Annotated in this window: 10 protein-coding genes and 1 tRNA gene; 2 read left to right on the top strand and 9 right to left on the bottom strand. The window is 50.9% G+C overall.

The window, feature by feature from the left end:
• Nucleotides 1–9 precede the first annotated feature (9 nt).
• From C2M36_RS10255 to xerD, 7 genes are all read right to left on the bottom strand, one after another.
• Nucleotides 10–102 (bottom strand) — tRNA-Ser (locus C2M36_RS10255).
• 187 nt (nt 103–289) lie between these two features.
• Nucleotides 290–478, bottom strand: a complete 189-nt coding sequence (locus tag C2M36_RS10250; RefSeq protein WP_105254827.1) for a hypothetical protein — start codon at nt 476–478, stop codon at nt 290–292.
• A gap of 298 nt (nt 479–776) precedes the next feature.
• Nucleotides 777–2312 (bottom strand): lysine--tRNA ligase, encoded by a 1536-nt coding sequence (gene lysS, locus C2M36_RS10245; RefSeq protein WP_105254826.1) that lies wholly within the window; start codon nt 2310–2312, stop codon nt 777–779.
• 28 nt (nt 2313–2340) lie between these two features.
• Nucleotides 2341–3439 (bottom strand): peptide chain release factor 2 gene (prfB, locus tag C2M36_RS10240; protein WP_105254825.1). Its coding sequence is split into 2 segments (ribosomal slippage): nt 2341–3363 and nt 3365–3439, totalling 1098 coding nucleotides; the frame shifts between segments, so codons are not numbered across the junction.
• Nucleotides 3440–3586: 147 nt separating this feature from the next.
• The gene (gene recJ / locus C2M36_RS10235; protein WP_234399154.1) at nt 3587–5320 is read right to left on the bottom strand and encodes a single-stranded-DNA-specific exonuclease RecJ; all 1734 of its coding nucleotides are present in this window, start codon (nt 5318–5320) and stop codon (nt 3587–3589) included.
• 91 nt (nt 5321–5411) lie between these two features.
• A complete protein-coding gene (gene dsbC / locus C2M36_RS10230) occupies nt 5412–6149 on the bottom strand; it encodes a bifunctional protein-disulfide isomerase/oxidoreductase DsbC (protein WP_105254824.1) in 738 nt (245 codons plus the stop codon).
• 111 nt (nt 6150–6260) lie between these two features.
• Nucleotides 6261–7175, bottom strand: coding sequence for a site-specific tyrosine recombinase XerD (xerD, locus tag C2M36_RS10225; protein WP_105254823.1), 915 nt, complete (start codon nt 7173–7175; stop codon nt 6261–6263).
• A 91-nt stretch (nt 7176–7266) separates the two neighbouring features.
• Here xerD and fldB point away from each other — a divergent pair, with 91 nt between their 5' ends.
• Complete coding sequence (gene fldB / locus C2M36_RS10220) at nt 7267–7785, top strand: flavodoxin FldB (protein WP_105254822.1); 519 nt, start codon at nt 7267–7269, stop codon at nt 7783–7785.
• 21 nt (nt 7786–7806) lie between these two features.
• Here fldB and C2M36_RS10215 read toward each other — a convergent pair whose 3' ends face one another.
• Nucleotides 7807–8502 carry a tRNA1(Val) (adenine(37)-N6)-methyltransferase gene (locus C2M36_RS10215; RefSeq protein WP_105255184.1) on the bottom strand — a complete coding sequence of 232 codons (696 nt, stop codon included), beginning with the start codon at nt 8500–8502 and terminating at the stop codon, nt 7807–7809.
• Nucleotides 8503–8570: 68 nt separating this feature from the next.
• On the opposite strand from C2M36_RS10215, the gene srmB reads away from it, so the two are divergent.
• Nucleotides 8571–9803, top strand: a complete 1233-nt coding sequence (srmB, locus tag C2M36_RS10210) for an ATP-dependent RNA helicase SrmB (RefSeq protein ID WP_105255183.1) — start codon at nt 8571–8573, stop codon at nt 9801–9803.
• Between the two features lie 51 nt (nt 9804–9854).
• Here srmB and C2M36_RS10205 read toward each other — a convergent pair whose 3' ends face one another.
• On the bottom strand, nt 9855–12728 hold the full coding sequence (locus C2M36_RS10205) for a M16 family metallopeptidase (RefSeq protein WP_105254821.1): 2874 nt from the start codon (nt 12726–12728) through the stop codon (nt 9855–9857).
• Nucleotides 12729–12953: the final 225 nt, after the last annotated feature.

Below are 12953 nucleotides of genomic sequence, written 5' to 3'. Positions count from 1 at the left end.
AAAAATAAATGGCGGAGAAGGAGGGATTCGAACCCTCGATAGGGCTACAAACCCTATACACCCTTAGCAGGGGCGCGCCTTCAGCCACTCGGCCACCTCTCCGTCTTTGTGGGGCGTATAATAAAGGCTTGAGCAAATATGTCAAACACTTTTCTATGAAAATCAGCCTATCTGCTCAGAGATTGCGCAGCTGGTAATTTATGGCATAAAAAATGGCCGCCATGGACCAAATTATCGCGACTTTGATTCACCTAGTTAATTACCCAGGCTGCCCCAGCCGTCTAGGTAATTAGGCACCGCTGCCAATGGCTAATAAGGGGATCGCCTGTATTTTCGCCTTACCATCCAAGGCGCTATCGAGCTCGCGTAAAATCTGATCACGGTAACCGTGACGCTCAAATTCGATAATGCAGGCGCGATAGTAGGCGGCGCGCTTGTCATCCTTGGGTATTTCCGGCAAAAACTCTTCGTAATCCATTACATTCGTCCCCATTATTGTTTTTCAGCACTTTCTTGCTCATACCCCAGGCAAATCCTAAGCGCTGTGGTAATGGCTGAAAATTGTAGTGCATTAAACCTAGATACGCAGCTAGGATAAAAGCACTAATTTTTATGAAACGAATTAAATATTCATAAAAATCATAGAGATAACATTTTTACCATGTGTTTTATATTCGTCTTTTAGGCCTTAGCGAGGTGCTTTTTGCGATATATCGCACAAGCTAGATACAAAAAACGCGGCCAAGGCCGCGTTTTTAAGGGTTAGACGTTCTTACTTAGTCTTGCTCTGGACGCATATGCGGGAACAAGATCACGTCTTTGATTGTCGGTGAGTCGGTAAACAACATCACCAGACGGTCGATACCAATACCCTCACCCGCCGTCGGTGGTAAACCGAATTCCAAGGCACGGATATAATCGTCATCGAAGTGCATGGCTTCGTCGTCACCGGCATCTTTTTCTTCTACCTGACGGGCAAAACGCGCCGCCTGGTCTTCTGCGTCGTTCAACTCCGAGAAACCGTTTGCCAGCTCACGACCGCCGACGAAGAACTCGAAACGATCGGTTACGAATGGGTTGTCGTCGTTACGACGTGCAAGTGGTGATACTTCCCACGGGTACTCGGTGATAAAGGTCGGTTGAATCAGTTTGTGTTCTGCCGTCTCTTCGAAGATTTCACACATGTACTTGCCCGCACCCCATACGCAGTTTTCAGGGATCTTCACGTGTACTTGCTTAGCGTACGCAATCAGCTGTTCCATGTGGTTCTCAGGGTCGGCAAATACCGCCGCATCGAACTCTGGGTTGTACTTCATGATGGCATCGGCCATGCTCAAGCGGGTGAACGGCTGACCGAAATCGTATTCTACGCTATCAACCACTTCACCATCGGCATTCTTCGTGGTGTTTACAATCTTTGTTGTGCCCAACACATCTTGTGCCACTGTACGTAGCATGTCTTCTGTGATGTTCATCAGGTCATTGTAATCCGCGTAAGCTTGGTAGAATTCGATCATGGTGAATTCTGGGTTGTGACGCGTTGACAGACCTTCGTTACGGAAGTTACGGTTGATCTCAAATACACGGTCAAAACCACCTACCACTAGACGCTTCAAGTAAAGCTCAGGGGCGATACGCAGGTACATATCGATATCCAGGGCATTATGGTGCGTTACGAATGGACGTGCCGATGCACCGCCAGGGATAACCTGAAGCATAGGCGTTTCCACTTCCATAAAATCACGATCGGCAAGGAAACGACGAATGCCTTCAATTACCTTAGAACGAATACGGAAGGTCTCACGAGTATCCATGTTGGTGATCAGATCCACATAACGCTGACGGTATTTGGTTTCCTGATCCGACAGACCGTGGAACTTCTCTGGCAACGGACGCAGTGACTTGGTCAGTAGCTCATACTCCTGCATATCGACGTAAAGGTCGCCCTTACCCGATTTATGCAATGGACCAGAAACACCAATAATGTCGCCGATATCAAGCTGACCGTACTTTTCTTTCAAGTCTTTTTGTACGTCTTTTGAAGCATATGCCTGAATACGGCCTTTCATATCCTGAAGCACCAGGAAAGGACCACGCTTGGCAAGAAGACGACCGGCAACGGCAACCTGATGGTCTAGCTCTACCAGTTCTTCTTTCGATTTATCACCAAATTCTGCTTGAAGATCAGCTGTGTAGTGTTTTCGGCGGAAAGTATTCGGGTGGCCGTTTGCACTACAATTCTCGCGAATAGCGTCGAGCTTGGCGCGACGCTCTGCAATTAATTTGTTTTCGTCTTGGTTTTGATCTGTCATTTTCTAGCTCTATTAATTTGGCGTTAAATTACAGCCCTGATTTCAGGCTTGCTTCAATAAACTTGTCGAGATCACCGTCTAATACGGCTTGGGTATTACGGTTCTCAACTCCGGTGCGCAGGTCTTTGATACGCGAATCATCTAGGACATAGGAGCGAATCTGTGAGCCCCAGCCAATGTCTGATTTGGCATCTTCCTGCGCTTGCTTCTCGGCATTTTGCTTTTGCAACTCAAGCTCAAACAACTTGGCTTTAAGCTGTTTCATCGCCTGGTCTTTGTTTTTGTGCTGCGAGCGGTCATTCTGACACTGCACCACGGTATTGGTCGGCAAGTGGGTGATACGTACCGCAGATTCGGTACGGTTAACGTGCTGACCACCGGCCCCCGATGCACGGTATACATCGATACGCAAATCGGCCGGATTAATATCGATTTCAATGTTGTCATCGATCTCTGGGTAAACGAATGCCGAGGCAAACGAGGTATGACGACGACCACCCGAATCGAATGGACTCTTACGCACCAAACGGTGCACGCCGGTTTCGGTGCGCAGCCAGCCATAGGCATATTCACCACTGATCTTCACCGTGGCACCCTTGATACCGGCAACATCACCATCGGTCGCTTCGACTATCTCGGCCTTAAAGCCTTTCGCTTCGGCCCAGCGTAAGTACATACGCAGCAACATGTTACACCAGTCTTGCGCCTCGGTGCCGCCAGAGCCAGCCTGCAGATCCAGGTAAGCATCATTGCTATCCTGAGCACCGCTAAACATGCGGCGGAACTCTAATTGCTCCAGGTGGGCATTGAGATCTTCAAGCTCGGTTTGCGCCTCGGCAAAGGTTTCCTCGTCTTCGGCTTCAACCGCCAGCTCAACAAGGCCTTCCACATCGTCGGTACCGCCTTCAAGTTTCTCTATGGTCTCAACGATGGCTTCCAGGCTAGACTTTTCTTTACCCAGGGCCTGAGCGCGCTCTGGCTCATTCCACACGGCTGGATCTTCAAGTTCGGCATTGACCTCTTCTAAACGCTCCTTCTTCAGAGCGTAGTCAAAGATACCCCCGAAGAAGCTCAGTACGTTCGCGAATTTCCTTGATTTGGTTAATCACAGGATTCACTTCAAACATGCATGTTACTCCGCAAAAAATAGACTCACGCCCGCATAAAATTGGCGCGTCAATAAAAGCGCTCGATTTTAACAAATAATTGTCGAATTTATTAGCGCTTTTATACGAATTAGTACAATTTTATTGGCCCGGGCGACGGACGCTTGGTTAGCTGCGTTTTTGCATTTCTCGCACGATTAGTTGCAGCGAGAACTGGCCACGGAACTCATTAATATCGAGCTGATAAGCCAGATGCACATAACGCACCTGGGTATCGGGCCAGGCTCGCACATCGATATTAAAGGCAATGGCATCGACAACCCGACCGCTTTGATGGCGCAGCACCAGCTTCAGGTGCTTCTCACCCACTATCCTTTGTTGCAACAACTCAAAGGTGTGCTCAAACACCGGCTCGGGAAAATGCTGACCGAAAGGGCCGGCCTGACGCAGCAGCTCGGCAAAATCGAGTGAGAAGCAATCCGCCGGCAGCTCACCATCGGTGAGCAAGACGCATTCTTTGGCTTCTTCTGTCAGCTCCTTGGCCACCTCGGCAACAAAGGCCTGCTGGAATTCGCTAAAACGGGCTTCTTCTATGCTTAACCCCGCGGCCATGGCATGACCGCCAAACTTGACGATCAACCCCGGATGTTGGGCGTGCATATGCGCCAACACATCGCGCATATGCACGCCCTCGATGGAGCGACATGAGCCCTTCAGCTGGCCGTTATCCCCGGCGGCAAAGATGGCGGTGGGCCTGTGGTGCTGCTCTTTTAAGCGCCCGGCGAGAATCCCTATCACTCCTTGGTGCCAGTCTTGCTGATACAAACACAAGGCGTCGGGAACCTGGTTAGTGCCCAAAGAAAGCCTGCTCAGCGCCGCTTGCGCCTCTTGCTGCATGCCCTGCTCAATTTCCTTACGCTCGGCGTTGAGGGCATCGAGCTCACCGGCAATCCGTCGGGCCTGATTGATCTCCGGCGCCAATAAACAAGCGATGCCTAAACTCATGTCGTCCAAACGCCCGGCGGCATTAAGACGCGGCGCCAAGGCAAAACCAAAGTCGCTGGCACTAAGGCGAGCGCGGTTACGTCTGGCCACCTCAATCAAGGCGTCGATACCCGGGCGGGTACGACCGCTGCGAATGCGCGCCAACCCCTGATAAACTAAGGTGCGGTTGTTGTCATCCAGAGCCACCACATCGGCGACCGTGCCCAGCGCCACCAGGTCCAACAGGTTGCCTAAATTAGGCTCGGCCTGTCCTTGCTGTTCAAACCAATTCGCCTCACGCAGGGCATGGCGAAAAGCAATCAAGAGGTAAAAGGCAACGCCCACGCCGGCAATGGACTTGGATGGAAACTGACAATCGTGGCGATTGGGGTTCACTATGGCGTCGGCATTGGGCAGGTGCTCACCTTGGAGGTGGTGGTCGGTGACCAACACCTTGATGCCCGCTTCTTTGACTCGGGCAATGCCGTTAATACAGGAGATACCGCTGTCGACTGTGATCACCAGATCCGGTGCTAGGCCAATAATATGCTCGGCCAGCTCGACACTGAGCCCATAACCAAAGTTAAAGCGGTCGGGCACCAGGTAATCAACTCGGGCAAAACCAAACATCTGCAACCCTTGCATCAGGGTGGCGGTACTGGTGGCACCATCGGCGTCGAAATCACCGACAATGAGTACCTTTTCCTGTTTAGTTAGGCTCTCTAACAACAGGGCTGCGGCCTTGTCGATATCGCGAAACAAGCGAAAATCATGCAAGGTGCTGACGCTGTTATCTATCTGTGCCGGATCGCTGACCCCTCGGGCCGCATAGAGTTGACGAATAACTGGGTGTAATTGAGCGCTAAGGTGAGAATCATCCACGCGCTGACGGGCGGTAATGGTAGTTTGCGCCTGCAAGGCTCGACTCCATATTTTAAATAGCAAAAAAACAGGCCTGCCGCTAAAGCAACTAGAGCGCTCTAGCTAAGCAGACCCAGTAATGACCTTGTTAAGATTTAGATTTTAACTGGTCAATGGCAACACTGATGGCGGCAGCCGGTTGATAACCCGGGATCATACTGCCGTCAGACAGTATGATTGCCGGCGTACCGCTAATACCAAAGCTTTGGCCTAGCTGGTAATGCTCCGCCACCGGGGCATTACATTGCGCCACTTCTTCCGGTTTTGCACCGGCTTTAGCCTCGGTCAGAGCTTTTTGTTGATTCTCGGCACACCATACATTCATCAGATCCGTATAGCCTTGAGAGCCCATGCCACCGCGCGGGAAAGCCAAATATTGCACGGTAATGCCGGCGTCGAGGTAATCGTCTAACTCACGATGCAGTTTACGACAGTAACCACAGGTGATATCGGTAAACACGGTGATCTTGCCTTTTTCTTCATCGGCCTTGTAGACGATCATCGAGTCCTTGTATTGCTCTACCCCTTCAAGACGCACATTGCTTAGTGCCGACTCGGTGAGGTTTTCTTTATTTTTGATGTCAATCAAGGTGCCCTGCAACAGGTAACGACCGTCGTCACTGGCATAAAATACGCCGCGGTTGGTGATCACCTCAACCACACCGTCCAGAGGCGTGGTATTTACTTTCTTGGCGTTTAGACCCAATTGTGCAAACTGAGCCTTTACTGCGCTGTTACCTTCAGCCACTGGTTGCGCCGCCGCAACACTGACGCTGCTTGTCGCACTAACACCGGCCAGGGCCAGTGCGATAAATAAATTTTTCATAATATATGTCTCTAAAAACTTCTAGTCATACTACCTAGACCGTGAATCAGCGATAAAATTCACGCCCTACGCTTTATGCCCTCAACCTAAGCCTGCTAGTTAAGCTAGAGGCTAAGCTCGGGGGTGATGAGTTTGATGCACTAATTTTAGTCGTTCGTTGGCCACATGCGTATATATCTGTGTGGTCGACAAATCGCTGTGACCCAGCATCATCTGCACTACTCGCAGGTCGGCACCATGATTAAGCAAGTGAGTTGCAAAGGCATGACGCAGGGTATGCGGCGACAGATCTGATTTAATGTTCGCCAACATAGCATAGTGTTTAATGCGATGCCAAAAGGTTTGCCTTGTCATACCAATACCGCGCTTGGAGACAAAGACAAAATCCGTGGCGTGTTTTATCAATGCCGGGCGCGCAAATTTCATATAGCGCGCCAGCCAGTCAAGGGCCTCTTCGCCCATGGGCACCAAGCGCTCTTTACCACCCTTGCCCTTAACAAAGACCACCGCCTGGTTCTGATTGACATGCTCCAGGCGCAGGCCGATAAGTTCACTGACGCGTAGTCCGGTGGCGTAAAGCAGTTCTAACATGGCTCTGTCGCGCAGCCCCATGGCATCCTCGCAATCGGGGGCCGCCAGCAGGGCCTCAACATCCGCCTCACTCAGGGTTTTTGGTAGAGCCTGCATGGCCTTGGGACGACTAATGGTTTCCAAGGGCGAGCGTGTTAGGCGCTTGTCGGTTATTTGATGCTGATAAAAACGTTTTAAGGCGCTGATACTGCGCGCCGTGCTGCGCGGACTTAACCCCAGGTCAACCCGATAGGCCAGGTATTGCTCCACCTCCTGCGTATCCACATCCAGCAGCGCCCGGGGGGCAATAAAGTCACTGAACTTTTTCAAGTCGGTGCGATAGGCGGACAAGGTATTGTCGCTGGCCCCGCTTTCAAGAAACAAGGCATCCAAAAATTGCTCAATATGCTCTAGGTTATCCGGGTTTGGCGGCTGCTTACTCACGTCAATGGCCATGCAGATTTATATTAATTGCATCATATCAGATAGATACTCGGGGCACGATACGTTAGACTTCGCCCTATCAATGACAAGCGATGTGATAACGATGAAGATTGGTTTATTTTACGGCTCGACCACCTGCTACACAGAAATAGCGGCAGAAAAAATCCGCGATATTATCGGTGCCGACGTTGTTGATCTCTTCAATATTAAAGACGAAGCGCTGAAAACGGCCGAAAACTATGATTTTGTCATGTTTGGCATTTCCACCTGGGACTTCGGTGAAATTCAAGAAGACTGGGAGTCGCACTGGGACGACATTAAAGACGTCAACCTGACGGGTAAGGTCATTGCCCTGTTCGGCATGGGTGACCAACAAGGCTATGGCCAGTGGTTCCAAGATGCCCTTGGCATGCTTCATGATGAAATCGCGCCGCAAGGGGTGCAATTTATCGGTTACTGGCCTAACAGCGATGAGTATGAGTTCGAGGCATCTAAAGCGCTGACGGAAGATGGTTCACACTTCGTAGGCCTGGCCCTTGATGAAGACAGCCAGTATGAAAAAAGCGATGATCGCATTGCCACCTGGGTGGAGCAGATCATGACCGAATACGCCGAGCTATAAGCTACTTAAGCTTTGTAACCTTCAGAAGCGTAAATAAAATTCACGGCACAGGCGACGATAATCCTCACTGTAATCGTCGCCCGCGTGGATCACCAACTCCTGCCTTTCACACTCCCCTGCTTGCCAGCTAAATTGCATCAGCCACCGACTGACCGCCTTACGCTCGGTGCTTTTTACTTCACATAGCCGCCTTAACTGTCCACCAGCCAGATCAACCAATTGCACCAGGTGTTGCCCCTGCTCACGAGGAAGGATCACCGCCAATTCAGTGTGTTCATGGCCTACCCTTTGCCATAAGTCGATCAGTGCCGAAAACGGCAGGCTATCGGTGTGACGCGCCAGATTACGCTTATCGTCCTGCGCCTTTAGGGCGTTATCGAAATAGGGCGGATTGCTGATCAGCAGGTCAAACTTGCGCCCGCTGTTAAAATGCTGCGCATCTGTCAATGTGACTTCAATATCAGGCCAGGAGCTGGCGGCAATATTGGCCCGAGCCTGGGCATGGGCTTGAGGTTCAATTTCCAGCCCCTGCACCTGGGCGTTTTGAGCGCGCTGTTTACACATAAGCGCCAGCAATCCGGTGCCCGTGCCCACATCCAATATATGCTGCGCAGAGCCCAGATCGGCCCATGCTCCCAGCATAATGCCATCGGTGGAGACCTTCATGGCGGTGCTGCACTGCGCAATAGAAAACTGTTTAAACTGAAAACCTGCCACTTTAGACCTTTGTGTTTGGGCATGTGCCACGTATAATTGCCTTAATTGTCCATCATTTTGACTCCTTTATGCAATTTGCCGATTTTGATCTTGATACCGCGCTACTCAACGCCATTGACAGCCTAGGTTTTACTAAGCCCACCAGCATTCAGCAACTGGCTATTCCAGAAGCGCTGGAAGGCCGTGATGTCCTTGCCAGCGCCCCGACCGGCACCGGCAAAACCGCGGCGTTTTTGATCCCCGCCATTCAATACCTGTTGGACCATCCGCGTCGTAACCCGGGGTTTGCTCGAGTGTTGATCATGACCCCGACCCGCGAGCTGGCCTACCAGGTACATGAGCAATGTGAAAAACTGGCAGAGCACACCCATTTAAAAATCGGTGTGGTGACCGGCGGTATCAACTACGGTACGCATAAAGAAATTTTTGAAAAAAATAACGATATCCTGATCGCCACCCCAGGACGTCTGATGGAATACCTGGACACGGAAAACTTCCACGCCGAAGACGTAGAGCTGCTGATTTTGGACGAAGCGGACCGCATGCTGGACATGGGTTTTCGCAAGGAAATGCTGCGCATTTGTGAAGAAGCGAAAAACCGTCGTCAATGTATGCTCTTCTCTGCCACTCTCGAGGGCGACAGCGTCGCCAAGTTCTCCGAGCGCATCCTGAATGATCCGGCGCAACTGGAGGCTTCGCCTTCACGTTCTGAGCGCGGCAAGATTTTGCAATGGGTGCACCTGGCCGATGATTACGATCATAAACTCAAGTTATTGGTAAACTTGCTGCAGCAAGAGAATGTTGAAAAAGCCATTGTCTTTGTAAAAACCCGTGAGCGTTTAGAGAAGTTGGTTGGCGAGTTGTACACCCATGATATCAAGACCACCTGGTTGCGCGGTGAAATGCCTCAGGATAAGCGCATGGCGGCCATGGCCAGCTTCCACAGCGGCCGTACCAAGATCTTAATTGCCACCGATGTGGCGGCTCGTGGCATCGACGTCAACGATATCAGCCATGTCTTTAACTTCGATATGCCGCGCAGTGCAGACGTGTACGTTCACCGTATTGGTCGTACCGCCCGCGCGGGCAAAAAAGGCACCGCCATTTCCCTGGTTGAGGCCCATGAAGTGTCCATGGTGGGTAAAATTGAGCGCTACACGGATCAGGTATTAAAACGTCGTAAGATAAAAGGCCTGGAGCCACAGCACAAAGAAGCCAAGCTGCCGCCGAAGAAGAAAAAAGATCCGGAAAAAATGAAAGCCAAACGCAAAAAAGCCAAGGCTAAAGCGAAAAAGAAATAACCCATTAAAAAAGCCGCTCGATTGAGCGGCTTTTTATTGTCTCGGTTCAACTTACTTAAACACGTCTTCCAAAGGCACCACCTTGATGTTGCTGCTTGGAATGGCCAGCTTGTAGCTTTCGATTTGCTTATCTTCGGCCACCAGCTCGGCTGGTTTTTCGGTGTTGTACTTCAGCGGTGAAACCTGCTCGTTCGCTAAACGTGCCTTCATGTCTTCACCATCGCCACTGACAAACACATAATGAATGTTATCGGTTTGCAGGTTCTCGCGAATAACGCGGTTTACATCAGCCACGGTGAGGGTTTCCAGCTGTGAACGTACGTAGTCGGCGAAGTTATCGATGCCGTAGAATTGGCTATCTAAGGCATAACCTAACTGACGGTTTTGACTCGCCACCAGCTGCGGCACAAAGTTAACCAGGAAGTTACGGGTAGCGATGAAGTCTTCCTCACTCATGCCCTGATTGATTAGCTTATCCAGCTCGAACAGTGCCGTGCGCGTTGCAAAGTGGGCATCGTTGTTCGAGCGCAGCGGACGCAACCAGACCTGGAAGATTTGCTCGGAACGACCCAGGTTGGCATCCGGCTTGGTTTGGAACATGCCTCGTGGGAAGTATTCGATATAGGCATAATCACCGTAGTTCATGCCGCGTACTTGGCGAATACGCTCAAATAATTTGGCATTGGAGTTACGGTGCTCACCAAGGAAGGAACGTACCAACCACAGCGCCGTCCAGTCTTTGCTCGAACGCGTGGTTTCGATTGGGAAGCCGAATGACACCGCCGTGGATTTGGCGTTCTTTTCGATGATGGTAGCGTGATGGCCCTCAAGTGCTGGCGCATCCGGAATATCCAAACGCGCTTGCTCGCCCGCTGGCAATGATTGCAGGTCGGTCATCATTTGCGCCTTCACCTTTTCAGGCACAGCACCGATCAGACCCAGGTGCAAATTACGCTGGGTAAAGTTTGCACCATAGAAGGCTTTGACATCATCCAGGGTCAAGGCTTCTAAGTCAGACAAGTCACCGTAGTTGTAGGCCCCATAAGGGTGACCGTGATACAGCTCGGCGTAGAGTACCTCTTTACCCAGCTCTTCATCGTTAGAGGCTTTTAGACCCGACTTGATGCCGTCGATCAGTTCTTTCTTCAAACGGGCGAAATCGTCTTCGCGGAAGCCTGGATCAAGTAGTTGGTCGCTGACAAGCTCATACCATTGCTCGGCGTTGTCCTTATGAATGCGACCACGTAGCGAGATCATTTCCTTATCGATTTGATAGGCAAAGCTGCCGGCGATGGGATACAGGGCTTTTTGGATTTCCTTGTAGCTCATCGACTGACTGCCGCCCTTGGCCAGCATGGCCGCAGTTAAGGCTGCCACGCCCTTTTTACCTTCAGGATCGGCCGCAGCACCTGTGTAGAACAACCAGTTTACGTCAACCAGTGGCGAGCTGTTGGTTTTATCCAGCACGGTAAACAGCTGCTCCGTTGGTTTGTTGTTGATGTCGGCGACCAAGGCATCAAGCTGCACTTCGGTATCAAAACCGGCAACCTTATCCTTGGCCGACATGGTCACCGTAGTGCGGTTGTTGTCGGTAAAATACTGATTGGCGATGGCGCGAATGTCTTCGGCACTGACGCTGTCGGCACTTTGATACAGGGCGTTGATCACTTCCGGGTCACGCTCAAAGTGCATATAACTGGCCAGCGTCGATGCGATCGCCTGTGAGGAGTCCAGGCTATTGATAAAGCTGTACTTAGCATTTGATTTCAAGGCTGCCAGCTTGCCTTCGTCCACCAGCTCGGTGCGCGCCTGGGCATAGGTTTGATTAATGGCATCACGTACCATTGCCAGGTTCTCTTCGTCATCCACCTTAACGAATACATGCAATAGACCGGGATCTTTGGTTTCCGGGTTGTAGGTAAACATTTGCGAAGCTATTTGCTTTTCAACCACCAACTGCTGGTATAGCTCCGAATTTTCTGAGAAGTAAAGTTGTGACAGCAGGTCCAACGCGGCGCGGTCCTTGGTATTTGGGTTCCACTCGGTGCCCTTATACGAAACCAAAAGCCAGTGCCCAGGTAAGCCTTCGTACTGCTCATGCACATAACGCGGCGCCGCTTGTTTCGGCTCTACCGGAATATCCGCCTGATAGTCACCACGCTGCCAGTTACCCCAGTGCTTTTTCACCATTTCAATGGTTTCTTTGGGGTCAACGTCGCCGACGATCACCAAGGAAACGTACTCGGGCTTATAGAAGCGCTTAAAGAAGGTTTGCCCGTACTCGCTTTGGTCCGGCATGGCCTCGATATCTTCGAAGAAGCCCATGGTGGTGTGCTCATAGGTGTGCTTGTCGAACGCTTCTTTGCGCACCGCGGCCAGTAGCTTACGAATAGGGCTGGCATTGTTTTTTAGGTATTCGCCCTTCACCGTCAGCGCCTCGGTGCGGAACTGCTCTTCGGTGTAGCTGAGGTTTTGAAATACATCGGCTTTCACCTCCAGCACCTTGTCTAAATGCTGCTTGGAAAAATTAAGGTGATAGTTGGTGTAGTCATTGGTGGTGTAGGCACGGTTATCTACGCCTGAGTTTTTCATGATATCGGCATACACATCTTCCGGGAATTTTTCCGAGCCTTTGAACATCATGTGCTCGAAAAAGTGGGCAAAGCCGGTTTTACCTTCCTCTACTTCGTTGCGCGAGCCTACCGAAACCGGGATCTGTAGCGAGACCACATCTGGGTAATCGGTTTTAACCACCATGACCCGCAGACCATTGTCTAGCTCTTCTAATACATAGTCCTGGGCAAATACTTTATTGTTTTGCTGTGCCGTTTCAACTGCTGCACTTGTTTGCGTTGTCTGTGTGCTTTGACATCCGCCTAGCGTCAGCGCCAGCGCGATACCCGAAGCAATGACCGATAGTTTCATCTTCCTACCTTGTGTTATCTGATTGTTATCTGATTTTTGATCCAATCCATTATGCAATAAATTCACTCACTGCGCGTAATCGACACCCGATTTTGCTGTAAACAAATGTGTCAAAGGGGCGACGAGTGACCGAAGCCCCGCTTCGCAGCGCTCGGAGGTGGAGGCAGGGATGCCGACAGGAACCCAGCTTCATGGACGAATTATATGCACGATGGTTATGAACTC

It is taken from the genome of Pseudoalteromonas sp. T1lg75 (assembly GCF_002964705.1).
Taxonomy (GTDB): domain Bacteria; phylum Pseudomonadota; class Gammaproteobacteria; order Enterobacterales; family Alteromonadaceae; genus Pseudoalteromonas.
This window is presented reverse-complemented; position numbering and strand designations above follow the sequence as displayed.